This is a genomic window from Azospirillum agricola (genome assembly GCF_017876095.1).
Taxonomy (GTDB): domain Bacteria; phylum Pseudomonadota; class Alphaproteobacteria; order Azospirillales; family Azospirillaceae; genus Azospirillum; species Azospirillum agricola.
Genome location: NZ_JAGINM010000045.1, coordinates 1 through 25,341, shown reverse-complemented (window position 1 = coordinate 25,341; position 25,341 = coordinate 1). Strand labels below are relative to the sequence as shown.

Below are 25,341 nucleotides of genomic sequence, written 5' to 3'. Positions count from 1 at the left end.
GCTGTGGAAAACCGGCCCGCCTACGCCAGCTCTGGGGGGCGCTTCGGCGGGCCGGTTCCCCACAGCTCCTACACCACGTTCAGGGACGTGACCCCGAGGCGGTCGGAAGCGCGCGCCCGTGCTGGGCAGGATTCGGGCGTCTGGAGGGAGCCGTTGTTTTTCAGCGGGTTGAAGCGGATGCGGAAGGGCTTCGACCAGCTTTTTGCATTAACCGCTGACATTTTGCATGAACCAGTTTGCAAAGCCGAGGCATGGGAGGCCCCCAACCCCTCCGGATCCGGCTTTTCGCATCAACTGCCTGACAACGACAATGATCTATAGGAACCTATAGCTCTGTTATGTATCATATCAGCGATTGCGCCTGCGCAACAGCACTGCCCAAGTGTCATTTTCAGAAATTGGATGAAATTCTCAATCATTGGCTGAACCTGCATTATAATACAACTTTAGAGAGCGCATGTGACTATCGAAATCCTTCAGGGGTAGTTGGGTGCGGAGCGCGGATGCTGAGTGGTTTTGGGAAGCCGATCGACAGCCAAGACCACGTTCCCTGACACGATCAGGAAATGTGGGCTGTCGCGAGGGGCTGTGCCCTCGCCTGGCCGGGGGGAGGGGCAATCCTCGGATCAGGCTGTGGCGTGGACCGGGGTGCTTTCCGTGTCGTGTCTGTATGTCTGCCCGTGCAGGGGGGCGAGAGGCAGCGACTGGAGCGCGTCGGCGAACCCGTCGATCGCCACAATGACGTCGGCGTTGGCGGTGACGGCGCTGTCGGCAGCATAGTGGTTCAGGAAATACTGCCAGAGGCCGCCATCGCCCGCCGCACCGTCAGTCGCGCCAGTGCGGAGCCTCGCTGGTAGCCGTGGTGCTGGTATCGGTGGTGGAGATGTGAAGCCGCCACCGCTCGTGGCTCCGCTGTCCGCCGCCCTACCGGTTTGTCCGAAAACGTTGCCCGGATGCTCCTGATGGAGTCCGGCCTGGATCTGCTGCAGGACGCCTTGGACGGTGGTGGTGGTCTCCTCCGTGGCGTCAATCGGGATCGCGAAGGGACCGGCCGGCGGCTGGTGGGCGGGGCGCTGGGCGAACTGTCCGTGGCCTTGTCGGTGGACACCGGGTCGGTGGAGCTCGTCCCGGCGGCCTGCTGGACCCGACAATCGGACACGGGCGCTGCGATCCCCGCCATTTGGTCCACAGAATAAAAGAGCAAACCGTTCTGGTCCGTGGAATGTTGGTTTACCCGACATCCGCTGAAGCGAAATCCATAGCTATTTCAATATGATGGTTCCCAATTCATTCCGGTTCATCTCTGAAAGCGACAGGTTGGCATGAAAAACCGCCACGGGGAGGGGCAAGCCTCTCCATGGCGATGAGCGCGTTTCGACGATGGCGGTGGGGCTCCGGGCTTCAGCCCGCAGGGCGGAGCGGGGTCAGCCGTTGGGTTGGCTCGCGACCAGTTGACGGAGGGCTTGGCCGGCGTCGGCGAAGACCCCGTCCCAGTCGCCGGGGTTATTCTGCCGGAACAGGCGCATCGACGGGTACCAGGGAGTCGTGGAACCCTTGTCGCCGTAGATCCAGTACGGCATGTACTGGAGCAGGTTCCACACCGGACGGCCGAGCGAGCCGGCGAGATGGGCGACCGAGCTGTCGGTCATGATGACCAGATCGAGCCGCTCCAGCGCCGCCGCCGTGTCGGCGAAATCCTGGAAATGCGGTCCCAACGGCGTGATCAGCGTGGTGGTGCCCAACGTCTCCAACTCCGCCTCCGGCGGTCCCTTCTGGAGGCTGAACAGACGGACCTTGGGAATTTCCAGGAATCGCAGGAAGCGCGACAGCGTGGTGGCGCGTCGGGTGTTGTCCTTGAAGGTGACACGGCCCGACCAGATGATCCCGACGTTCAGGATGCCCGGCGTCTTCGGCACCAGGGTGGCGGCCTTGGCGCGGGCATCCGCCGGGACGGTCACCGGGGTGGGCGGCGGCACGCTGTCGACCGTGGTGCCCAGCCGCTCGGGCAGGCTCATCAGCGGGCAATAGACGTCGTAGGAGGGAAGCTCGGACCCGGCCGGGATGATGGCGTCCACGCCGGGCAGCCCGTCGAGCAGGCGGCGCAGTTCGGGATGGCATTCCAGGATGACCCGGCCGCCGCGGGCCTTGACCAGCGGCACGTAGCGCGCGGTCAGCAGGACGTCGCCGAAGCCCTGTTCGGTGTTCAGCAGGATGGTGCGCCCGTCGAGCGGGCTTCCGTCCCACAGCACGCCCGGCGGCTTGCGGTTCTGATAGCTCGGCAGATCCAGCCGGCAGTCGTAGTCCCGGAACCCCTCCTCGTAGCGGCCGAGCTGGAGCAGGGTCAGCACCCGGTCCCAGCGCAGGGACACGTTGCCGGGGGCGACCTTCAGGGCGTGGTCGATGACCTGGACGGCGCGCTCGAACCGGCAGGCGTGGCGCAGGGCGACCGTGTAATTGACGACGTGGGAGAAGGCGCCCTTCGACAGCGTGACCGCTTTTTCATGGGCGGCGATCGCCTCGTCGTAGCGCTCCTGATCGGCCAGGACGTTGCCGAGGTTGGTCCAGGCCCCGCTGTGTTCGGGATCGAATTCCAGTGCGCGGTGCTGGCAGGCGATGGCCTGTTGGACCTTGCCCTGTTGGCGCAGAAGGGAGCCGAGCGCGCTCCAGACATTCGGGTCCCTGGGCTGTTCCACGAGCATGCGCTCCAACAGCTCGATGCTCAGGCCCTGGTCCGGCGCCGAGGCCGGCTTGGGCGCAACCGCGGTCTCGGTCACCATGATGGAAAAGCCCTGGAAGTGGCGGTTGGTGGGAGGGGATAGACTCACAGCCGGGCGAAGTCAAACCGGCGAACCCACCCTTTGGCGGGTTGTTCAGGCAATGACACGGGCGGTGATGCAGCCGTGCCACGCCGCAAGGACGGTGTCAGCGCCGGCGCAGATCCTGGAGGTCGATGTCGTCGACCCGGTAGCCGGCCTGCCGCAGGGCGCGCAGCACGATCACCTTCTGGGCGGTGCCCTCGCGCGCGGCGGCCTGGCGCAGGTCCTCAATCAGGTAGTCGGGCAGCATCGCCTGCCACGGGCGCGTCGGGGCCGGACGGACGAGGCGGGGCGGCTCAGGGATTTCCGGGATGGACGGCGCCACCGGCGCCTTGGGCGGAGGGGCGGCGGCGGCGGGCTCGCCCGGATCGGTCGGCAGGAAGCCTTTCTTCAGGCCGTATTCCCGGATCGGGTCGATCTCCGGGCTCATGTCGATGCCGCCCAGGGGGGGGCGGGTGGTCTTGGGGGGCATGGCTCGGTTCCGGTGTCGGGCGGTATGAAGCCATGAAACAAAGCCATGATTTTATGAAAGTCAAGCACCGCGACGGCGGCGTCTGCGGCGTCCTATTTTTCATGATATTATATCAGGACATGACGTCATGCGGCTCGTGCCACCAGCGGGTTGCAGGGAGCGGCGTCGAGGAAGTCCAGGAACTCGTCGGTCATGGCGCGCACGTTGTGGTCGGCGTTGCTGGCCGGGTTAACCTCGCCAGGGCCTTGGCCGGTGTAGCTCATCTCCTTGATCAACGAGCGTTCGATCAGCTCGGTGCGGAAGGTCGGCACGCCGTGTTCGGCCAGCAACTCACGGGCGTGGCGATCGACGCGGGATTCGATGGCGGCCTGGGTGCGGACGATGACGACGCTCGACACCGGGGTGTGCTTCAGCACGCCGATGGAATCGGCGACGACCTTGAAGGTGCGTACCGCCTCCTTGATGTCCATGAAGGATTGCTGGGTCGGGATCATCACCCCGTCGCTGACCGAGAAGGCGTAGAGCATGGTCAGGTTGCCGAAGCCCGCGAGGTCGATCAGCGTGTGGTCGTGCCGGCCCGCCCGCTCCTGCACGATCTGACGCACGTTGGCCTCGGTGACTTCCTCGACCACGGTCACGCCGGCGTCGCGTCGGCGGCGTGCCCATTCCGCCAAGTGCCGGTTCGGATCGCAGTCCAGCAACAGGACGCTCTTGTCCCGGCGGCGGAGTTCGGTGGTCAAGGCCATGACGAGGCTGGTCTTGCCGACGCCGCCCTTGGTGGAGGCGAAACTGCTGATGCGGGTCATGGGCGTTCCATGGGGGGCCAATTGATGGATGCGCCGCAGAGTATGGCGCATCAAAGGGATTAGGGAAGGAGTTTCACGATATGAAGGCAGTTTATAAAATATTATCATGATAATATTTAATGATTATAAATACTTGTGTTGGCGGCCCGCCACAAAACCCATGGCATGCTATGCCCCCAGCAAACGAGCGCGATTGTTCGTTGCCAAGCCGGAGATCGGCAGAATCTTTTCATATCATGAAATATAAAAATGTTAAGAAGTCCTGCGCTTTTTTCCTTCCGGACGGCTGCGTTGGAAAAGGGCTGGCCGTCGGCATGGCAATCACCGTATCTTGATGATTGTGGTGGCAAAGTGATTCGGCACGATTTTCGCAGCTTGTCGCTTCGCAGTGGTTGAGAGACACAAACCGTCAGGAACAATTGCCCCATGACCAAGCTCGTTGTCCGTCAGGGGCCTCTCAGCACCAAGATGTACTGTGCCATCGGCATGGTCGCGGTGTCTTGGGCGCATCTGGAAGAGGTCGTATCCTTCTGCCTATCCCGGCTCCTCGGGGTCGAGCATGTGGAGTTCCTTACCATCAGCGCCAACATGCAGGTCAAGGCACGCCTCGATTCCATCAAGGCGCTCGCCGGGCAGAAGCTGTCGAGCCAAGCCGCCGCACAGACCATCGAACTCTGCGAGCAGGCGATCCAGCTCAGCAAGGAGCGCAATCGCATCCTGCACGGCTCCTGGCTCCAGGGGGAGACGCCGGACGTCGGGATTCGCCTGAACTACCGGGCCTATGGCCGCGTCACCTACGACAGCCCAGAGATGTCGGCCAAGGAGATCGCCATCGTCGCCAGCTCGATGAACGAGGTTGGGACACGGATGATGCTCAATCTCCAGCAACTCGGCCTGTACGATCCCAGGACACCGATGAAGGCCCCCACCCCGGCTGCCGAAACCCCGGTTTCCGCCGCCTCCTGATCCTGACGGCCGGGGTGCCCGTCGGGCACCGCCAAGCGGGCAGGCCACGCGGCGGTTCGACTTCCGCGCCGCGGTATGGCAGGGTCGGCCCCTTCCGGGTCCGTCCCCCTGCCCAAGGTTCGCAACGATGCCGGCTGCTCTCCAGAAACCTCGGACGCTCATCAACGTGGAGATGGACGAACGGACCGTCCTGTTTCCGGACGGGAAATTCCTGTCCCATGTTTCCGTGTTCGAAGAGGATGGGCGGGTGCGGCTGGAGGCCGTGTTCCTGTTCAACGAGTCCCGGCAACCGGCGGACATCGCCACGCTCGATGCCGAGGATGCCCGCGAATTGGCGCGCGCGGTGATGGACGGCGTCTTCCAGGGCCGCACCCAGCATGTCCTGTCCGACACCGCGAAGGTCGCCCTGATCTTCAATCCGAACGGCTTCATCCTGCGTTTCGGCGAAGGGGCGGCGTTGCGCGAGCTGTTCGTCGCCTCGCCCGCCATCATCCGGCTCGCCCAAGGGCTGCTGCGGATGGTCGACCGGCTCTCGGCCGCTCCGGCCCATTGACGGCGCCGGCCGGCTGCCGGTCCTGACTCACAGCAGAACCGGGGCGTCCCACGGATCGAAGGGAACGAGCGCCCCTCGGGCCGGATCGGGGCGGGCGAAGCCGCCACACCGGTCGTTCAGCATCGCCGCGGTGAAGGAAAAGCTGCTGTTGGACACCGCCAGCCGGTGCGCTCGCGTCAGCACCAGGAAATCGGTCAGGAACTCCGCGCCCGGCGGTGGCGGAACGAGGTCGGCCTCGGTGAGCGGGGCGAAGTCGGCGAAGCCGGCCGCCGTGGCCGGATCGTCGCTGGCGACGTAGAGGCGGGGATGGTCGAGGGTGGGCCAGATCGCCGCCAGCCAATCCCGGTACCAGCTGTCCGGCGGGATCCAATGCCCATCGCTGACGAAGTCGCCGCGCCGCAGGTGAATGGCGACCAGCGCCCCGCCGGCTTCGTCGAGGCGTACCTGCAAGGCGGCGGCGGTGGCGGCGACCGCGCCATGCCAGCGGAAGAGACTGCGGAAGCGGTCGCGATGGCGCGCCCAGCGTCCGGTCGGTCCGCAGAAATAGCCCCAGAAATCGGCGTCGCGATGGATATCGCGGCTCTCGCCGGTCAGCGAGGCGATCAAATCCGCCTCGTCCTCGCGCATTCCGCGCAGCCCGGAACCGGGCAGGGGATCGTCGAAGCCGAACAGATCCCGGCCGATCCAGTCCGGGGCCTCGACCCGCAGGCCGTGCGTCTCGCCGTAGAGCCGCAGGAAGCCATATTGGAGGAGCTGGTTGCCGAAGCGCCCGTTCGCACCCAGGCTCGTCATGGCGACGCGCCCGGTCATGGCGTCCCGCGCTTTCGGTGCCGGCGGCGGACCGATCGCCCGCCGGATCCGTAGCAGCGACCGCCGCGTGGCCGGAAGAGCCAGGCCAGGCGCCAGTTTCGCCACCCGGCCATAGAGGGTGATCGCTTCGTCCCAGGCTCCCCTGCGCTCGCAGAGCTGGGCGCGATTCAGCAGGACCGGGGCATGGCAAGGAACCAGCGCCAGGACGCAGCGGTACAGCCGGTCCGCCTGTTCCACCTGTCCCGCCCGATGCGCATCGAGCGCGCGTTGCACCACGTCGTCGAGGGTCATGATCCTGGTTCGTCACGCAGCGCCGCCGAAAGCGCATGAGTATAAGGCGGTTGGGCATGCCGCCACTGGAATCCGCGCGGAAACTCCCAAGCCTGCTCCCGTGCAAGCGAGCGCGGGGGCCGCGGCGGAGCGCTTGCAACCCCGGGACGGATCGGGGACAAGGGGGCCTCGCGTCGGTGTTTCGTTCCGCAGGTGGTACCCTCCATGACGATCGGCTCCCAGGATGTTCGGCCCGCCCTCGACCATTGCCGTGCCGGGCGTCCGGACGAGGCCGAACGCCTGTATCGCGAGCTCCTGTCCCAAGGGGCTTTCACCATCGACGCCATGGTGCCGCTCGCGGAACTGGCCCGTGTCCTGGGGTTGGCCGAGGATGCCGCCGTGTGGTCGGGCTGCGCCGTTCGGCTGACCCCCGACCGGAGCGAAGCCTGGATCGAGCGCGGGCTGGCGCTGCTCGCCGGCCCACGGGCGCAGGATGCCATGACCGCCGGCCTCCGTGCGGTGGCGTTGGCGCCGCGATCGGCTTCGGCGCTGCGTGCCTTGGCGGTTGGCCGGTTGCGGCTGAACCAGTCCCAGGAGGCCGGGGAGGCTTGCGCCGAGGCCCTGGCGATTCAGCCCGGTTACCCCGAGGCGTTCGCCACGTTGGCGCTGGTCCGCATGGTGGAGGGCCGGGCGGAGGACGCCGACGCGTTGTTCCGGCGGGCGACCGACGGCAACCCGACCCTGGCCGACGCCTTTGGCAACCACGCTGCCCTGCTTGCCCGGTTGGGCCGGGAGACCGAGGCGCTGGAGAGGGCCGAGCGCGCCATCGCCCTGCGTCCCCGGCTGGCGTCGGCCCATCACCTGCTCGGTACGCTGTACCGCCGGGCTGGGCTGCGGGACCGCGCGGCGGTCCACTTCACGGCCGCGGCCGCCGACCCGCGCCATCTCGACGCCCGGCTGGCCTTGATCGCCCTGCGCTGCGAGGAGGGCCGTACCGCCGATGCCGCACCGCTCGGGCTGGAGGCGCTTGCCATCGCGCCGGCCGACGCCGACACCCCTTTCCAGGTCGGGACCCTGTTCCTGCGTCATGGCCGGCGCGACTTGGCCGTTCCCTATCTGCGCCGCGCCGTCCGGCTGTCGCCCGGAACATCCCGTTTCTGGACGGGCTTCGCGCTTGCCCTGCGAGGAGTCCGCGTCGCCGGAGCCGACGCCGAATGGCGCGCGGATCTGACGGCGGCCTTCGCCCAGCCCAGCGTCGATCCCGCCGATCTGGTGAGCGTCGCCTCCGGCATCGTGATGGCGGATCCGGCGGCGGCCCAACTGGCTGAGGTCGCCGGCGATCCCGCGGCCCTCGAGGCGCTGCTGTGTTCTGGCGGGCTGACCCTGCTGGCCGGCGACACCTTGCTGCACGCCCTGTTGTCGGGCGCCGTCGCCGCCGATGCCGGGATGGAGTGGATCGTCACCGCCCTGCGCCGCGCGCTGCTGGGGGTGACCGCCGGGCCGGAGCAGCCGCTCGACCTATCCTCCTGGGGGCATCCCTGGCTGACGTTGTGCGCGCGGCTCGCGCATCAGGCATTTCTCGGCGAATACGCCCTGGCCGAAAGCCCCGCCGAAACCGCGGCGGTTACCCGGCTGGAAGACGGAATCCGGCAGCGGTTCGACCGGGGGGAGGGGGTGCCGAACCATTGGATCGCCCTTTTCGGCGCCTACCGTCCGCTCCATCATTTGCCGGCGCTTCTGGCGGAGCGGCCCTGGCCGGGCGAGATCGCGCGGCTTTTGGAACTCCAGGTGACGGAACCGCTGGACGAGGCGCGGCTGGCCGCGGAGTTGCCGGCCCTGACCCCCATCCGCGACGGCGTTTCCATCCTGGTGCGCGGGCAGTACGAGGAGAACCCCTACCCGCGCTGGGCTGCCACCGGGCTGCGCGACACGCCGCTCAGCCTGTCACGCACCCTGCGCACCCTGTTTCCGCAGGCTCCGGTTCCCAATCGCGAATGGCCCAGGCCGGAGGTTCTGGTGGCCGGCTGCGGCACCGGGCGGGAGGCGATCTGGGCTGCCCGCCACATCGAGGGGGCAAGCGTGCTGGCCGTCGACCTCAGCCGGCGCAGCCTGTCCTACGGCGCCCGGCAGAGCCGGCGGCTGGGCGTGGGGAACGTCGCCTTCGCGCAGGCCGATCTGCTGGAGCTCGGCGGGATGGAACGGCGTTTCGACCTCGTCCACAGCGTCGGCGTGCTGCACCACATGAGGGATCCCCTGGCGGGGCTGCGCGTGCTGACCGGGCTGCTGGCGCCGAAGGGCGTGATGAAGCTGGGCCTTTACAGCGCCATCGCCCGGCGCCCAATCCAGGCGGTGCGCGATTTCGCCGCGGCGCGCGGCCATGGCGCAACGCCCGAGGGGATCCGGCGGCTTCGGCAGGACATCCTCGCCCTGCCCGCCGACGACCCGGTCCGCTCCATCGCATCCTCGCCCGATTTCTTCACGGTCAGCGCCTGCCGCGACCTCATGCTGCACGTGCACGAGACCCAGGCGACCCTGCCCTGGTTGCAGCAGGCGCTGGACGGGCTCGGGCTGGTGCTGCTTGGGTTCGAGTTCGAGGATCCGGCGGTCCATTCCCTTTACCGCCGCCGCTTCCCGGACGATCCGGCGATGACCTCCTTTGCCGCCTGGGGGCAGTTGGAGGAGGAGTTCCCGGCACTGTTCGGCCAGCTCTACCAGTTCTGGGTGACGGGCCGGGAATGAGGGCGGGCCGACGGCGCGGTTTCTGCGGAGAGTCGCGAAGCATGGGCGGCCACGCTTCTAAAATGATAAAAAAATGGACATAAAATCATAAAATAAAATCATGATTTAATGTTCTGAAATGAAGATCCCCGCCTCGGCGCCAGCGATCCCGCCCGGTTGCTCCGCCAAGCCGTAGGCAAGGTTGCGGCCTTTCGACTAAAGTGCGGCGCCTTGCGCTCCCTGCGCAGCACCCTTTGCCCGCCACCCCGCCTTCGCCGGAGATTTGCATGCAGCCGCCGACCCTGGACAGTCTGCCCAATCCGCAGGTCCTGTTCTGCGGGCTGGCGAGTCCCGACCATTACCCGCGTCCGCTGTTTTCACAGCGTGAGATCTTCTGCGGTCCCGATTGCCAGACCACCACCGATGGCGACGGTTTCGTTACCATCGCGACGCCGCCGGGCGACTTCGACATGGCGGCGCTGGTCGCTCGCCTGCCGGCGCACCAGAGGCCGGAGCTGATCGTCGTCAAGGCCGACGCCACCCGGCGCAACCTGGCCCGCAACCTCGACCGCATCCCCTGCCCGAAGCTGCTGCTGGTCGGCGATACCCATCACTTCACGGCGCCGGTCCAGGCCCTGATCCAATACGCCACCGCCGAGACCTTCGACGCCATCGTCGTCGACCACACGCGCCATCACGCCCATTTCTTCGTCGAGGCCGGCTTCGATCGCGTGTACTGGATCCCGGCGCTCGACTACGCGCTGCGCCGCCGCGACATCCCGCCCGCGCCGACCCATGCGCTTACCTTCGTCGGGCAGATCGGTGCCTTCCACCCCTACCGCCGCCATGTCCTGACCGAGGTGCTGCGCGCCGGCCTGCCCCTGCAGACCCTGCGGGGAACGCCGGAGGAGGCGGCCGACCTCTACGCCGCCTCGGCCATCACGCTGAACTGCAGCCTGAACGGCGACCTGAACCTGCGGGTGTTCGAGGCGCTGGGCAGCGGCGGGTTCCTGATCACCGACGCGCTGTCGCCGGACTCCGGGCTGGAGCGGCTGTTCGTTCCCGGCCGTCATCTCGTCACCTACCGCTCGCCGGGCGAACTGGTCGAGACCATCCGCCACTACCTCGACCATCCCGACGAGGCGCGCGCGATCCGCGCCGCCGGGCAGCGGCATCTGCTGGACACCCAGGGGCCGATGGTCAAGCGCGCCCAGTTCTACAGCCTGCTCGGCGGCGGGCCGGTCGATCCGACGCTGGTGGTGACGGCGCGTCCGGCTCCGGTCGCGCTGCCGGGACGGGGGCACGCCTTCCGCCATCGGGTGGCTGCCTACGAAGCCGTTCAGCACCTCCACCTGCGCGCGACCCGCCTGTCGGTTCTGATCGAGCCGGGCGATCCGCTTGGGATCGCGGCGGCCGTCGCCGACCTGCCGCGCGTCGTGACAGTCGAGCAGGGCTCGATCGAGGCGGCCGGACCGGCGCTTCCCCCGCCCGAAAGTGGCGAGGCCATCCGGGATGAGCGGGTCGCCGTTCTGCCCTGGGGGAAAGGAGCGGGAAGCATCAAGGAGAGCATCGACCAGTGGCTGTCGGCAACCGCCGTGGGGTTCGTCATCGCCGGGGGGCAAGGGTGGAGCGGGCGGGCCGCCGCGGCTGCGGGGTTGGCTGAATGGGGGTTCGTCCCGGTGGAGGGGACGCCCGGACTGCACCGCTGCGCCGACCGCATCCGCTTCGCCGAGACCTCGGTGCGGCTGGCGCCGGCGGCAACCGCCCGCGACCGGGTGGCCGCCTTGCTGGAGACCGTTGCCACCCCGGACCAAGCGATGACGGCGGCCCGGCTGGCGCAGACGCTCGGCGACGGCGCCTTGATGGAACGCTGTGTTCACCGCTGCATCGCGCTCGACCGGCACCACGACGATGGACTTCGGGTGCTGGCGGCCTTGGCCGAGTCCTCCGGACGGTTCGGCGACGCCTATATCCTGACCAGCGAACGGCGGCGCGCGCGGGGCGGGGCTCTGCCGGGTGCCCCCGATGCCGACCGGCTGGCCCGGCAGGCGGTGGACGATCCCCGCATCGCCCGGTACCGGGCCCTGACCACCCTCGCTCCCGTTCCGGGCGGGACCGGGCGTCGCATCCTGGTCGTTACCAATCTGTTCCCGCCCCAGGAGTTCGGCGGCTATGGCCGGAAGTTGTGGGAGTTCTCGGCGGAACTCCTGCGCCGGGGGCACGATGTCCGCATCCTGACCGCCGATGTGCCGGAGCTCGCCCGTCCCGGCGTCGCCGGGACCGAGGATCTGGAGGAACGGGTGGAGCGCGGCCTCGACCTGCACGGCTATTGGCGGGATGGCCGGGCTTTCAACCATGAGGACTCCGGGCGCTGCGTCGCCATCGTTCGGGAGAACGCCGTCCGGGTCCTGGAGGCCGCCCGCCGCCACCGCAGCGAGGTCTGCTTGGTGGGGAACCTCGATCTGGTCGGCCACCAGTTCCTGACGGCGCTGACCGGGCAGGGCATCCCCGTGGTGCATTGCCTGGGCAACCAGCATCCCGGCTATGGCCCGGAGGATGCGCCGCGCTCGCCGCTCTACCGGCCGGGGCCGGCCAGCCATTGGGTGGACGGGCGGCTGAAGGAAAGCGGTTTCGGTTTCAAGGAGACCTCGGTTCTCTACCCTGGCGCCCGGGTCGATTACTTCTATCGGCCGATCATGCCGGCACAGGACCGGCTGCGCATCGCTTTCGCCAGCCTCTACGTGGTCTACAAGGGACCTCAGATCCTGTTGAACGCGCTGAATCGTCTGCATCATGCCGGCGTCGACTTCGACTGCGTCATGGCCGGAGAGGCGCCGGATGCCGATTTCCTGGAGCGGTCCCAAGCCTTCTGCGCGAGGAACGGGCTGTCCGGCAAGGTCCGCTTCCAGGGCTTCCTAGACCGGCAAGGGATGGCCGACCTGTTTGCCCGGACCAACGTGCTGGTCTTTCCCAGCCTCTTTCAGGAGCCGTTCGGGATTTCCCAAGTCGAGGCGATGGCCGCCGGTCTGACTGTCGTCACCAGTGCCACCGGGGGCAGCGGCGAGATCGTCCGCGACGGCATCGACGGCCTGCATTTCGCGTCCGAGGATCATGAGGATTTGGCGGCAAAGCTGCGTGGTCTGGTCGAGGACCCTGCCCGGTGGGCGCGTTTGGCCCAGGCCGGGCGCGAACGGGCCTTCGGCTTTGCCGTGGGCCGCAGCGTGGACCGCATCGAGACCGTCTTCAGCGAGCTGCTGCTCCGCCGGCCCTAGGAGCGTTGCAAAGAAATCACATAAAGTCATATCATGATTTTATGTGATTTCTTCATCCTTCGCTTCCCTGTCCGAAGCCCGTCCGCGGATCCCGCCGGTCCGAAGGCTCGCCGGCTCAGTTCGGGCGGTTCGTCCAGACCCGCCACATCTCCCGGAAGGCGCGTTCCATGTCCAGGGTGAAGCCCTTGTAATCGGTCAGCGGCGCCGCCTCCAGGCGGTTGCGCATCCCGGAACGCAGATCCACCAGCCGGCGCGGGTCCCCGGCCAGGGCGACCGCCCTGGCGATGTAGTCGGCTTCGTCGGTGGCGATCAACTCGCCCAGCCCACAGTTGGTCAGAAGGCTGGCGCCGACCCGCGCGACATGGCCGCGCCCGGCCAGTGTCAGCACCGGAACCCCCATCCACAACGCCTCGCAAGTGGTGGTGGTGCCGTTGTAGGGGAAAGGATCCAGCCCGACGTCGATCCGGTCGTAGGCCCGCAGATGGCCGTCGGCGGCCGGGATCCGGGCCAGTAGGGTCAACCGGTCCTCGGCGATGCCATGGGCGGCGAACAGGGTGACGTAGCGCTTGCGGGTCTCGTCGTCACCCATCTGCCGGCTTTTCAGCAGCAGGTGGGAAGAGGGCACCCGCTTCAGGATCTCGGCCCAGACCCGCACCACGTCCGGAGTCACCTTGGAGGTGTTGTTGAAGGAGCCGAAGGTGACGAAGCCGTTCTCCAGGACCGGCGGGCGCGGCTGGGCGCCGACGTCGACCGGCGGCAGGTAGCAGTGGAAGCCGTGTGGCAGCCGCACCAAGGTTTCGGCGCTGAGATGGTCATGGGCGCCGACCGGGTCGGCGACGCCGTCGGTCAGCCGGTAGTCGATGGCCCGCATGCCGGTGGTGTTGGGGTAACCGAGCCAGGTCACCTGCACCGGCGCCGGCTTGCGGGCGAACAGGGTGAGCCGGTTCTCGGCCGTGTGGCCGGCGAGATCGACCAGAATGTCGATGCGGTCGGCTTTGATCCGGGCGGCGGCGTCCTCGTCGCTCATCCCGACGATCGGGATCCAGTGATCGGCCATTGCCCGCAGCCTTGCCGTCACCACGTCGGAGCGCCGGGAGGAGGGGTAGCAGAACACCTCGAAGGCCGTCCGGTCGTGCTCGCGGATCGCCGGCTCGGCGAAGAAACTGACCGAATGGGCGCAGAAATCGGGCGACACGTAGCCGATGCGCAGCTTGCGGCCGGGATCGCGGTCGTTGGCATGGCCGCCGGTGGGCAGATGCGGCTCGGCGTGGCGCTCGGCCCAATGGCGATGGACCCGATAGATCATGTCCAAGGGCGCCTCGGCGGTGTAGTTCAGCGCCAGCAGCAGGTTGGAGTGCATGATCGCGTGGGCCTGGTGGATCGCCAACCCCTTCTGGAAGACGGTCACCGCCTCGGCGATCCGTCCCTGCTCCTTCAGGGTTTCGCCCAGGTTGTTGTAGGGCTCGGCCATCTGTGGCGCGCTGCGCTGGGCGGTGACGAAGCAGTTCAGCGCCTTGGTCAGCTCGGCCCGGCTCTTGAAGACATCCCCCATGTTGCAGAGCGCGGGCGCCATGTCGGGGTTCAGCCGCAAGGCCTCGGTGTAGCTGGCCAGGGCGCCGTCCTCGTCGCCGAGGCTGCGCAGCACGTTTCCCAGATTGAAATGGGCCTCTGTGTAATCGGGCTTCAGCTCGATGGCCCGGCGGAGCCGCGCCTGCGCCTCCTCCCAACGGCTCAGATCCATCAGCAGGCAGCCGAAGTTGCTGTGAACATGGGGGTCGTTGGGCGCCTGGTCCGCCGCATGGCGGTAACAGACGATCGCCTCCTCATGCTCGTGGCGGGCACGCAGAATCATCGCGAGGTTGTTGTTGGCGTGGGGATGGTTCGGGATCAGCCTCAGGACCGCGCGGTAACCGGCCTCGGCCTCGGCGACGCGTCCTGCCTTATGATGCTCCAAGGCTGTTCCGAAATCGGCGCCGGCACGCGGCGCGAGGGCTCCGGCGCTTCGGGCGGCCGCCGGTGCGGGGATATGCTTCGCCTTGCCGGCCGGCTTGTTGCGGGACGTCTTCTTCATGGCATCACCCAGTGTCGGCCCGTGCCGGAGCAGAATGCCGGCACGGAGGTATCGGCGCGGAAACGGTCAGAGCGTCTGGACGGCGGGCTGGCCGCGCAGATCGGCGCCGGCCCCCAGGCTGTCGAGGTACCAACGGTAGGTGCTGGCGAAGCCTTCCCGCAAGGGGGTGGGGGCGGTCCAGCCGAGCGCGGTCATGCGCCCGACGTCCAGCAGCTTGCGTGGTGCGCCGTCGGGCTTGCCGGCGTCGTAGCGGAAGCCGCCGCGGTAGCCCACGACATCGGCGATCAACTCGGCAAGACCGCGGATTGACACCTCGCTGCCGGTGCCGATGTTGACGTGCTGTTCGTCCGAATAATGCTTGACGAGATGGACGAGCCCGTCGGCCAGATCGTCGGCGTAGAGAAACTCGCGCAGCGGTGATCCGGTGCCCCAGATCTCGACGCTCTCCAGCCCCTCCACCTTGGCCCGGTGGATTTTGGCCAACAGCGCGGCGGCGACATGGCCGCCCTGAAGATCGAAGTTGTCGCCGATGCCGTACAGGTTGGTCGGCATGGCCGACACGAAGTCGCAGCCGTGCTGGCGTCGGTAGGCTTGGCACAGCTTGATGCCGGCGATCTTGGCGATGGCGTACCACTGGTTGGTCGGCTCCAGTGGACCGGTCAGCAGTTCGTCCTCGTTCATCGGCTGGGTGGCCAGCCGGGGGTAGATGCAGGACGACCCCAGGAAGACCAGCTTCGCCACCCCGGCCCGGTGGGCGGCGTGGATGATGTTGGTCTCGATGATCAAGTTGTCGTAGAGGAAATCCGCCGGCCGGGTGGCGTTGGCCAGGATGCCGCCGACTGTGGCGGCGGCGACGAAAACCACGTCCGGGCGGCGGTCGGTGAGCCAAGTCTCGACCGCGTCCTGGCGGCGCAGATCCAGCGCGGCGCGATCGGCCGTCACGACCTCGCAGCCTTCGCGGGCCAGCCGGCGCACGATGGCGGAGCCTGCCATGCCACGATGCCCGGCCACCCAGACCCGTTTGCCTTCCAGAGAAAATTCCACCGACTTGCTCACCGATACCGTCCTTGCCAACCGGGAGAACGGCCGAATTCCTAGCATCTGGCAGGGACCGGGTCCAGGCATGATGATTTCGGACAAAAAGCAGCGGGCTGGAGCCCAAGGTTTGACCGGGTGGGGATCGCGGGTATAAAGGCCGGATCCCTTTTCCGTTCTCTTGCCGATCGGGCCCTATGGTCTCTCCCTCGCAGGCACTTGCCATCGCCATTCAACACCATAAGGCAGGCCGTCTCGGCGAGGCGGAGGTGGTGTATGACGCCATCTTGCGGCAGGTGCCCAGCTTCTCGGACGCGCTCTATCTGTGGGGGGTGGCGCGCGGCCAGCGAGGCGACCGGCCAATGGCGGATCTGCTCTGCCGTCAGGCGGTTGAGCAGAATGCCAAGCTGAAGCTGTTCGATACGGAGCTGGGGGAGCCCATCCGTGGGCGTGGCGACTTCGATCATCTGGCCCGGCTGTTCGCCGCAGACGTCGCGCTGCGGCCCGGCTGCCGCCTGGTCGCCCGGACGGGAGGCACCGAAGCCGATCTGTCGCTGCGCCCGCACCTGTCGGGCGTGACCCTGTGCTGCATCGACACCTTCTATCATGACTACGCGCTGGTCGCGCTGAAGAACTGCCTGGCCCAGTGCCGCTTCGACGACGTGCTCTTTCTGACGGACCGCGATTTCGGCCTGCCGACCATCCGGTCCCGGGTGATCGACCGGCTGCCGACCTCGGAGGCCTACAGCCGTTTCGTCCTCAAGGAGCTGCATCGGCACATCGAAACGCCCCATGTCCTGATTGCCCAATGGGACGGTTTCGTTCTGGATGTGCGGCTATGGTCGGAAGAGTATCGGGCCTACGATTACATCGGCGCCCGCTGGACGTTGTTCGACGATGCCATGAACGTCGGCAACGGGGGTTTCTCGTTGCGTTCGCGCCGCCTGCTGCAGGCGACAGCCGATCCGGACTTCACCCAGATTCATCCGGAAGACTACCACATGTGCCGGACCCACCGGGCCCTGTTGCAGGAGCGTTACGGCATCACCTATGCCCCCGCCGATTTGGCCGACCGTTTTTCGATCGAGCGGATCGCTTCGAGCGACGAGGTGGCGAACCCGACCGAGACCTTCGGCTTCCATAGCCTGTTCCGCATGCACCGGGTGATCGATCCCGACCAGTTGGAGAATTTCCTGGACGATGTACCGCCTTCGACCTTGAGGGGAGGCAGCATGATCCTGCTCGGGGCCTCCTACCTGCACACTGGCCGCCCCGTCCAGGCCAGGGCCGTCGCGTCGCGCATCCTGGCGCTGGAACCGGAGCACAAGAACAAGGACGTGCTCATGCAGATCCTGAAAGCGCAGTGAGGAGGGGGCGATGACGCGTGAAAAGCGGACCGTCCGGACCGCCATCGGTGTCCGCAGGCCAGGCGCGGTCTCCTGATGGCGGGTGTCGGTGTCATCCTGCAGGCCCGGATGGGGTCGACCCGGTTGCCTGGCAAGGTGCTGCGGCCACTCGCCGGCGTTCCTATGCTGGGGAGGATTCTCGACCGTTTGGGGCGTTGCCGTGCCGTCGATCGGCTGGTCGTGGCCACCAGCGACCGACCCGCCGACGATGCGGTGGCGGCGTTCGTCGCCGACCGCGGCGTTGGTCTGTTCCGGGGGTCCGAGACGGATGTGCTGGACCGCTATCACCAATGCGCCGCCGCCTTCGGCTTCGATGTCGTCGTGCGCGCCACGGGCGACAATCCGTTCGTCGATCCCGAGGAAGGCGACCGTCTGATCGCCTTCCTGTTTGAACAGGCGCTCGACTACGCTTGCGCCTTTCCCGATTTCGGCAGCGGGCTTCCCGTGGGGGTCGGGCTGGAGGTCATGACGGCGGAGGCGTTGTCCCGCTCCTGGCGTCACGGACGCGACGCCAACCATCGTGAGCACGTCAACGAATACATACAGGAGCGCCCTGGCCTGTTTCGCCAGGCGGTTCCGGACACGCCGCCTGACAAGCGGGCGCCGGGACTGCGGTTGACGGTCGACACGCCGGAAGATTTCCGTCGCGCCGAAACTCTGCACGCGGCGTACGGTGCAGAGCGGGGAGAGGGTGAACCCGACACGCCCTGGCTGGTGGCGGCGGCCCGCACCCGGGGCTGGGTGTCATGATCGTCGGCTTTCTCACCGGCGGAGATCCGGTGACGGGCATGGGCCATGTCTTCCGCTGCCTGGCGTTGGCGGAGCTGCTGCGGGAGGCAGGCGTCTCCGTCGTGTTCGTGATGACCGGCGACGAGGTGGCGGCCGCCCTGGTGAGGGAGCGCGGGCTGGGGCCGATGCTGTGCTGGAAGGATGGCCCTCTGCCCGACGGCCGTTGGGACGCGCTGGTGGTAGATCGGCTGAGCAGCGATCCCGCGCTTCTCGCCACTCTGAAGAGGCGGGCCGGTCGGTTGGTTGTGCTCGACGATACCGGCCTCGGCCATTGGGTGGCTGATGTGGCGGTGAATGGGCTGTATCGTTGCCCTGTCCCACGCCCGGCCGGAAGCAGGACCGTCAGCGTGGGCGGCCTTGCCTATCTCGCCATGGCCCCGGGGTTCGCCGCCCAACCGTTCGAGGTCCGCCCCACCATCGCGGCGCTGCTGGTGACCCAGGGCGGGAGCGACACGTACGGCCTGACCCCCAGCCTGCTGCAGGAATTGCGGCCTTGGCTTGCCCGCCATCCCGATGTGACGGTGCATGTCCACACCGGCCCGGCTTTCCATCATGACGCGGCATTGACGGCGGCCTCCGCCGGGTTGCCGGTGGTCCAGCACCGGCGGCTGCCCGACATGGCCGGCTTCATGGCGGGGATGGATGTCGCCGTTGCCGCTGGCGGCGTGATGGCTTGCGAATTGGCTGCCGTCGGAGTGCCATCGGTCCTGACAACCGGCGAAGAGAAGGAATTGGAAACGACCGCGGATCTTGCCCGTCATGGTGGTGCCGTCGACCTCGGCCGTCATGGCCCCGACACCGGCCAGCGTCTGGCGGCGGCGCTGGATGATCTGAGCAGCGCCGGCCGCCGGCGGGCGTGCTCCGGAGCGGCGCGGGCGACCGTGGACGGGCAAGGCGCCCGCCGGTTGCTCGATCTGATTCTCGGACGTGGATGAAGAGGGCGCCGGTGACGGCGCAGCCGAATGATCCTATGGGAACCGTGGAGGGGTGGGGCGGAGGCTGATTGCTGGCTGGAAACTGCCGTCGATATTCTCTCGACTGGGGCAGGGTGATGTCACCAATGCGCGCGCCGTCTTCTGGTTTGCCGGCGGTGTGTGGCTGGAGACTGGAAGAAATTACGTCATCAAAAGCCGTGCCTTCTCCCAATTGACAGTCGTACGTCTTTTCTCTTAAATAGGTTTATTCGGTTTCTATTGAACGCAAACACAACGGCTTGATCATTCATGCAGAACGTCAACATTCCGGTTCCTGACGACGTCAACCGAATTCTGAATGATCTGATCCAGCATTTTCAGACATCGTCGGATGCGGAAACCATTCATCATGCCTTACGGCTTTCTCAATTGGTGGCATCCTGTTCAAGCGACGGCGTGGCACGGATGGTCAATTCCGAGAACAAGATCGTCTCGGTTCGACTGTCGGCAAACCCTTATGCAAGCATACTGAGCGAAAATGCCCGTTTTCGTGGCGTTCACGCCGGACAGCGCGGCTTTATTCTGTGCAATGGTGAGAGCATAAAGCAACAGGATTTGACCCCGTTGCGAAATGAAATCGTCATGACCGTATCGAATGGCTATTTGCACAACGATTACAAGGTTATTCGGCCCCGATATCATTGCTTGCCGCAGATTACCTATACGCCGATCTGGACTCGAGAGACCACGGTGTCTTGGTTCCGTGAAATGCATGATCAAGTCTTGTCCGAAGTTATTTTCCTGAGTGCTTCGGAGTGTGCGCTTATTCAAGAAGAAAAGCTGTTTCCTGGTCGTGATGTTCGTTACGTCGATATGCGCTTGGGCATGGCAATGCCAACGGATGGTGCGCTTTTCGATATCACGCGTACGATCCCGTCAATCCAGTCCTCCCCAATCCTTTGCCTGATGCTCATGATGTATATGGGGTTCAAAGAGATTTATCTGATCGGCACCGATCATGATCAAATCCAGAAGGGATTCTATAAATATCCCTTTGAACCAAGAGCAGTAAAGGATGCGGATCACAGTGTTGATGCGGCCGGTCGGCCCACCGAGTCTATGTTTGATCAAATGAACAGTATGATCAGTCTCTGGACGCAATACCGTGTCATGAAATATTTGGCAAATCGTAATGGTATTAAAATATATAATTCCTCCAATGGCGGTATGTTGGACGAATTTAAAAGAATCCCTCTAGAATCTCTTTTCTAGTTTGTTGCGGCATGGTCAAGCAATTTGATAAATTTTGCTTGATTTTGTGTTGTGGCAGTTATAATGACATGCAAATGTTCTTGACTGATTTGGAAGGAAAGCAAAAATAACAATCGAAAATTATTTGCGCCCCCTTATGGAGATTTTTTGGCTGCGACCAGAAACAGCGGCTTGGCGTTCTTGTGATTGCTTGGCATTGCATGAGGTGGAATTTACTGGTCCTATTGCTGACGTAGGCTGTGGCGATGGGCTTTTTAGTTTCACACGCGCCGGTGGGCGATTGAATTCAGCCTACGACATGTTCTCAACCGTAAACGAGCTGGAAGAATTTTTCGACAAGGTCGATATATACGACCATTTCGATGAAAATACCACTATTCCTATAGTGACTGAAAAGCCGTTGTATGACATTGATGTTGGAGTCGATCAAAAACTATCCCTTCTTAAGAAGGCATATTCTCTCGGATTCTATAATGAAGTCCGACCGGCTGATGCCAATGAAAGTTTGCCTTTGGAAGATGGAAGATTTTACACGATATATTCCAATATTGTTTACTGGCTTGATAATTATAGAAATACTTTGCGTGAGATGCGCCGCGCATTGGCTGAGGATGGTCAAATTATCCTACAACTTCCTAATATTACGATGAGAGATTATTCCTTTTTTCAACGCCTCTACGTCCGCACCGGGGATCCTTCATGGGAATGGCTGCATCTTATTGATCGGGGACGGAGTGATAATATCCGCCAATGCAAAACTTATGCTGAATGGAAAGAGATTTTTTCTGACGAAGGTTTGAGGATCGTCCATCACCGAAATTATCTTTCGAAGAATATTCTTGAAGCCTGGGATATCGGATTGCGCCCAATCTCTCCCTTCTTGATCGAGATGGCAAACGGTTTGCCGCCGGAGAAACGTCTTGATATAAAAGAACGTTGGGTAGAGGCTTATGATGCCTCTGGTGTCTCCATTTTGCTTGATGGAGAATTCCACTGATGAAATCTATCCACCAGGATTTCATTTGTTTGTCCTGAAAAAACTAAATAGAAGCATATGGCGCATTTCATCAATTTTTGGTTGCTATTTTTCCATGAAGTGCTTGCGAGAAAAGTGAATCGCTTTCTTGCCGGTCCGGGCATTTGCCTTCGGGGGCACTCCTGGGGGAAAAGATTGAGATAGGGGCACCAAGTTGCTATTCGATGGGGCGACAGCAAGAAGGCGGAAACAGACGATGCGTGTTGGGATCTTTCGCTCCATGCCTTGGTACGCGGGCGGTGCGTTCCAATACGAAAAGGTTCTGCTCGACGCGCTTGCCGAGGTGGCGCTCACCAGCGCCGACGAAATCTCCTGCCTTGCCCGTCCCGATGAGAATCTCCACAACCTGGTGGCCGATGGCGGCCTGTCCTACAGAGGGTTGCCTCTGCGGTCCCTGGGGGCGGCGTCTTTCCAGCAGCGGCCGCTGGAAACCTACCTCAATCAGCCCCCTCAGGTGATGCCGGCGCTCGATTCGAACGTCATCTACCTCGACCGGGGCATGGCAAAGCTGTTTCGCGGCTCCGGGATCGACTGGGTGTTCCAGCTCCAACCGAGCGAGACGGCTTTTTCCGCACTCGTGCCGTTCGTGATGCCGATCCATGACCTGCAGCACCGCCTACAGCCGGAGTTCCCAGAAGTCAGTGCCCACGGGCAGACGGAGTATCGAGACTATCTGTACCGGAACGCCTGCCGTTACGCGACGCTCATCCTGGTGGAGTCGGAGCATGGAAAGCAGGACGTGCTGCGTTTCTATGGCGACGCCATCGGCGAGGACCGCATCCGCGTCCTGCCCCTGTATCCGCCGATCCGGCAGGGAGGAATGCCGAGCGAGAGCGACCTGCAGAGAGTGAGGGCCAACTATGGCCTGCCGCCGCGCTATTTCTTCTATCCCGCCCAGTTCTGGCGCCACAAGAATCACCGGCTGATCCTCCAGGCGCTGCGTCGGATCGAAGAGGAGACGGGAGAGACGATCCCCCTGGTTCTGTCCGGTACCTACGTCGATCCGGTGCGCGCCATTGCTTTCAAGGAGATGATGGATTTCGCCGTGGAGATTGGCGTTCGCGACCGCGTCTCCTACCTGGGATGGGTTCCCGACGAGGACATGCCGGCCCTCTACAGGCTGTCGGCGGGCCTGGTCATGCCGACCTTCTTCGGCCCCAGCAACATCCCGGCCCTGGAAGCCTGGAACTATGGACGGCCCGTCATCACCTCGGACATTCCAGGGCTGCGCGAACAGACCGGCGATGCCGGGTTGCTGGTCGATCCACGGTCGCCGGAGCAACTGGCGGCCGCGATGCTGCGGCTCTGGCGCGACGAAGCGTTCGGCAATGAGCTGGCCGAGCGCGGACGGCGGCGCCTGGCGGCCTGTGACTGGGCGGATTTCGTCCGGCAGGTGGGCGACATCGTCGCGGATGCCAGTGCGCGCGTCCAGGATGGCCGAAGCCCGCGCTATCCCGCGGCGGAGCTTTGATCCTGTGCGGTCGTTCCCATAAAAGCCTTGTATCGGCGCCGACTTCGAAAGAAGGATGAGCGATCGACGATTCCGTTTGCCGTTGGGTGTGTGGGGCCATGATCGAACGTATCGAATTCGACGGCAGACAGCTGGCTTTGATCGTGCGCAGCAGCTTTCACGAGACCGGAATACATTTCTTCACGGAAAGCCATCTTTCCCAACAGCTTGCCTATATGCGGCATCCGCTTGGCCATGTGATCCAGCCGCACATCCACAACCCGGTCCCGCGTGAGGTGCAGTACACCCAGGAGGTCCTCTTCCTGCGCCGGGGACGGCTTCGGGTGGATTTCTACACCGAGGCGGGAGTCTATCTGGAAAGCCGTGAACTGGGGCCGGGTGATGTCATACTGCTGGCGACCGGTGGTCATGGCTTCGAGATTCTCGAAGAGGTCGAGATGATCGAGGTGAAGCAAGGGCCCTACGCCGGCGATGTCGACAAGACCCGCTTCTGCGGTATCGACGGTGCCCAGGCACGCATAACCAAACCCTGAGTGGGAGTGTCGACGTCTCATGATCCCGGTTTCTGAACCGCTCCTCGGCGAGCGCGCCCTCACTTATGTTCAGGAGGCGGTCAACTCGGGCTGGGTGTCGTCCGACGGTCGCTTCATCACCGAATTCGAACGGATTTGGGCCGAATATTGCGGCGTGCGGCACGGAGTGGCCGTGTGCAACGGCACCATCGCGCTCGAATTGGCGGTGCAGGCGCTTGGGCTGGAGCCGGGTTCCGAGATCATCATGCCCAGCCTGACCATCATTTCCTGCGCGTTGGCCGTGATCGAGGCCGGCTGTGTGCCGGTGCTGGTCGATTGCGAGCCGGACAGCTGGTGCATGGACATGGCGCAGGTCGCCGCAAAGATCACCCCACGCACCAGGGCAATCATGCCGGTTCACATGTACGGCCATCCGGTGGACATGGCCCCGCTGCTGGAGCTTGCGGAGCGTCACGGCCTTGCGATCGTGGAAGACGCTGCGGAAGCGCATGGCGCTGAATACCATGGCCGGCGGGCCGGTGGCTTGGGCACGCTGGGCTGTTTCAGCTTCTACGCCAACAAGATCATCACCACCGGCGAAGGCGGGATGGTGGTGACGGACGATGATGCCCTCGCGGAACGGATGCGCAGCCTGCGCAACCTTTGCTTTCGCCGCGACCGCCGCTTTCTCCACACGGAACTTGGCCACAATTATCGGATGACCAACCTCCAGGCGGCTATCGGCGTGGCCCAGGTCGAGCGGATCGAGGATCATCTGCAACGCAAGCGGCGTATGGCCGCCCTCTACCAGGCCCGTCTCGGCGACCTGCCCCAACTGGCCCTGCCGGTCGAGCGGCCCGGCGTACGCAACGTTTACTGGATGTATGGGGTGGTGCTGGACGATTCCGTGCCTTTCGACGCCGTGGAATTCGCCCAGCGCCTGCGCGGCCGTGGCGTGGACACACGCCCCTTCTTCCTGGGCATGCACGAGCAACCGGTCCTGCATGATCGGGGACTGTTCGTGGGCGAACGCTACCCCGTCACGGAACGGCTGGCGCGGCGGGGCTTGTACCTTCCCTCCGGCCTTCCTCTGACCGAGGAGCAGATCGATACGGTCGCCGTCGCCGTCCGGGAGGTCCTGTCATGACCGGAGTCTTTGGAGAAGGTTACGCCGCCGCTTACGACAACCTGTACCGGAGCAAGGATTACGAAGGGGAATGCGATCTCATCGAGCGCATCCTGGCCGAACATGGCGGCGGCGGCCCTCGCCGCCTGCTCGACCTTGGCTGTGGCACCGGCGGTCATGCCCTGCCTCTGGCCCAACGCGGCCACAAGGTTACCGGGGTGGACCGGTCTCCGGGCATGCTGGTGCAGGCGCGTGAGAAGGCCGGCCAGATGACGCTGCCGGCCGGGGTGGACTCTCCGGCCTTCCATCAGGGCGATGTGCGCGACTTGGAATTGGGGCGCCGGTTCGAAGCGGTGCTGATGATGTTCGCGGTCCTGGGCTACCAGCATGAGAACGCCGACCTCCTTGCGGCTCTTGCCACGGTGCGGCGGCATCTGGAGCCGGGAGGCCTGTTTGTCTTCGACGTCTGGAACGGTGCGGCGGTTCTATCCGACCGGCCGGGCCAACGGATCCGGACGGTCAGGGAAAACGACGATCGCATCGTGCGCACCACCGAGACGCGCCTGGATGCCGTGCACCAGCGTTGCCATGTTCGTTTCAACCTGTTGCGCATCAAGGGCGACCGGGTCGTCGACGAGCAGGACGAGGAGCACGTCATGCGTTTCTTCTTCCCGCAAGAGCTTGCTCTGGCGCTTGGCTTCGCAAAGCTGCAACTGCTCGATTTGCGCGGCTTTCCCGACTATGCGGCGGCGCCCGACGAACGGGCCTGGAACGTCATCGGCGTCGCCCGCGCTGTGTGAAGGCAGGCGCGACGCCGGAAGATGGGGTGACGCCATAGAACGGGCGAAAATATACGCTAAGCGGACAGAGCAAGAACATAGGCTTTTCACGGGGCGTTACGGTCCCCTTCTGGAGCTGCTGCAGCCCCATCGCTGTCAATCGGCCTCGAAAAACCAGCCATCATCGGCGTCCAATTTCCAGCCACGCTTCCAGTTGCAGAAGCCCGTTGTCCAGGGAGTCCACGGG

At 64.8% G+C, this 25,341-nt stretch carries 21 protein-coding genes; 15 read left to right on the top strand and 6 right to left on the bottom strand.

The window, feature by feature from the left end:
* The coding region (locus tag J2847_RS32990) for a hypothetical protein (protein WP_209782965.1) at positions 1 to 321 on the top strand (321 nt) is incomplete at its 5' end.
* Positions 322 to 962: 641 nt separating this feature from the next.
* Positions 963 to 1,196: a hypothetical protein gene (locus tag J2847_RS32985; protein ID WP_209782964.1), complete on the top strand. Its 234-nt coding sequence runs from the start codon at positions 963 to 965 to the stop codon at positions 1,194 to 1,196.
* 228 nt (positions 1,197 to 1,424) lie between these two features.
* On the opposite strand, the gene J2847_RS32980 is transcribed toward J2847_RS32985, so the two are convergent.
* The 3 genes from J2847_RS32980 to J2847_RS32970 all read right to left on the bottom strand — a co-directional run bounded on the left by J2847_RS32980 (position 1,425) and on the right by J2847_RS32970 (position 4,094).
* On the bottom strand, positions 1,425 to 2,777 hold the full coding sequence (locus J2847_RS32980; protein ID WP_209782963.1) for a tetratricopeptide repeat protein: 1,353 nt from the start codon (positions 2,775 to 2,777) through the stop codon (positions 1,425 to 1,427).
* 145 nt (positions 2,778 to 2,922) lie between these two features.
* Positions 2,923 to 3,288, bottom strand: a complete 366-nt coding sequence (locus J2847_RS32975) for a hypothetical protein (protein WP_209782962.1) — start codon at positions 3,286 to 3,288, stop codon at positions 2,923 to 2,925.
* Positions 3,289 to 3,413: 125 nt separating this feature from the next.
* Positions 3,414 to 4,094, bottom strand: a complete 681-nt coding sequence (locus J2847_RS32970) for a ParA family protein (protein ID WP_209782961.1) — start codon at positions 4,092 to 4,094, stop codon at positions 3,414 to 3,416.
* 426 nt (positions 4,095 to 4,520) lie between these two features.
* Between J2847_RS32970 and J2847_RS32965 the strand changes: the two genes are divergently transcribed.
* Positions 4,521 to 5,060 (top strand): hypothetical protein, encoded by a 540-nt coding sequence (locus tag J2847_RS32965; RefSeq protein ID WP_209782960.1) that lies wholly within the window; start codon positions 4,521 to 4,523, stop codon positions 5,058 to 5,060.
* Positions 5,061 to 5,187: 127 nt separating this feature from the next.
* Entirely contained in the window at positions 5,188 to 5,613 is a 426-nt protein-coding gene (locus J2847_RS32960; RefSeq protein WP_209782959.1) for a hypothetical protein, read from the top strand.
* A 27-nt stretch (positions 5,614 to 5,640) separates the two neighbouring features.
* On the opposite strand, the gene J2847_RS32955 is transcribed toward J2847_RS32960, so the two are convergent.
* A complete protein-coding gene (locus tag J2847_RS32955) occupies positions 5,641 to 6,714 on the bottom strand; it encodes an alpha-1,2-fucosyltransferase (protein ID WP_209782958.1) in 1,074 nt (357 codons plus the stop codon).
* A 204-nt stretch (positions 6,715 to 6,918) separates the two neighbouring features.
* Between J2847_RS32955 and J2847_RS32950 the strand changes: the two genes are divergently transcribed.
* Positions 6,919 to 9,432 carry a class I SAM-dependent methyltransferase gene (locus J2847_RS32950; protein ID WP_209782957.1) on the top strand — a complete coding sequence of 838 codons (2,514 nt, stop codon included), beginning with the start codon at positions 6,919 to 6,921 and terminating at the stop codon, positions 9,430 to 9,432.
* Between the two features lie 266 nt (positions 9,433 to 9,698).
* Entirely contained in the window at positions 9,699 to 12,683 is a 2,985-nt protein-coding gene (locus J2847_RS32945; protein WP_209782956.1) for a glycosyltransferase family protein, read from the top strand.
* Between the two features lie 115 nt (positions 12,684 to 12,798).
* Here the strand turns inward: J2847_RS32945 and J2847_RS32940 are convergent, their stop codons facing one another.
* Both J2847_RS32940 and fcl read right to left on the bottom strand, forming a co-directional pair.
* A complete protein-coding gene (locus tag J2847_RS32940; protein WP_233474955.1) occupies positions 12,799 to 14,637 on the bottom strand; it encodes an O-linked N-acetylglucosamine transferase, SPINDLY family protein in 1,839 nt (612 codons plus the stop codon).
* Between the two features lie 183 nt (positions 14,638 to 14,820).
* A complete protein-coding gene (gene fcl / locus J2847_RS32935; RefSeq protein WP_325169538.1) occupies positions 14,821 to 15,855 on the bottom strand; it encodes a GDP-L-fucose synthase in 1,035 nt (344 codons plus the stop codon).
* Between the two features lie 131 nt (positions 15,856 to 15,986).
* Between fcl and J2847_RS32930 the strand changes: the two genes are divergently transcribed.
* From J2847_RS32930 to J2847_RS32890, 9 genes are all read left to right on the top strand, one after another.
* Complete coding sequence (locus J2847_RS32930; RefSeq protein WP_209782954.1) at positions 15,987 to 17,156, top strand: DUF5672 family protein; 1,170 nt, start codon at positions 15,987 to 15,989, stop codon at positions 17,154 to 17,156.
* A 75-nt stretch (positions 17,157 to 17,231) separates the two neighbouring features.
* Positions 17,232 to 17,945, top strand: a complete 714-nt coding sequence (locus J2847_RS32925) for a cytidylyltransferase domain-containing protein (RefSeq protein ID WP_209782953.1) — start codon at positions 17,232 to 17,234, stop codon at positions 17,943 to 17,945.
* On the top strand, positions 17,942 to 18,919 hold the full coding sequence (locus J2847_RS32920) for a PseG/SpsG family protein (RefSeq protein WP_209782952.1): 978 nt from the start codon (positions 17,942 to 17,944) through the stop codon (positions 18,917 to 18,919). The genes J2847_RS32925 and J2847_RS32920 overlap by 4 nt, the downstream gene beginning before the upstream one ends.
* A gap of 288 nt (positions 18,920 to 19,207) precedes the next feature.
* Entirely contained in the window at positions 19,208 to 20,170 is a 963-nt protein-coding gene (locus tag J2847_RS32915; RefSeq protein WP_209782951.1) for a hypothetical protein, read from the top strand.
* A 124-nt stretch (positions 20,171 to 20,294) separates the two neighbouring features.
* Entirely contained in the window at positions 20,295 to 21,167 is an 873-nt protein-coding gene (locus tag J2847_RS32910; RefSeq protein WP_209782950.1) for a class I SAM-dependent methyltransferase, read from the top strand.
* A gap of 259 nt (positions 21,168 to 21,426) precedes the next feature.
* Positions 21,427 to 22,677, top strand: a complete 1,251-nt coding sequence (locus tag J2847_RS32905) for a glycosyltransferase family 4 protein (RefSeq protein WP_209782949.1) — start codon at positions 21,427 to 21,429, stop codon at positions 22,675 to 22,677.
* 98 nt (positions 22,678 to 22,775) lie between these two features.
* Complete coding sequence (locus tag J2847_RS32900) at positions 22,776 to 23,210, top strand: cupin domain-containing protein (RefSeq protein ID WP_209782948.1); 435 nt, start codon at positions 22,776 to 22,778, stop codon at positions 23,208 to 23,210.
* A 19-nt stretch (positions 23,211 to 23,229) separates the two neighbouring features.
* The gene (locus J2847_RS32895; RefSeq protein ID WP_209782947.1) at positions 23,230 to 24,336 is read left to right on the top strand and encodes a DegT/DnrJ/EryC1/StrS family aminotransferase; all 1,107 of its coding nucleotides are present in this window, start codon (positions 23,230 to 23,232) and stop codon (positions 24,334 to 24,336) included.
* Positions 24,333 to 25,115, top strand: coding sequence for a class I SAM-dependent DNA methyltransferase (locus tag J2847_RS32890; RefSeq protein ID WP_209782946.1), 783 nt, complete (start codon positions 24,333 to 24,335; stop codon positions 25,113 to 25,115). Before J2847_RS32895 ends, J2847_RS32890 begins: the two co-directional genes overlap by 4 nt.
* The last annotated feature ends 226 nt before the right edge of the window (positions 25,116 to 25,341 follow it).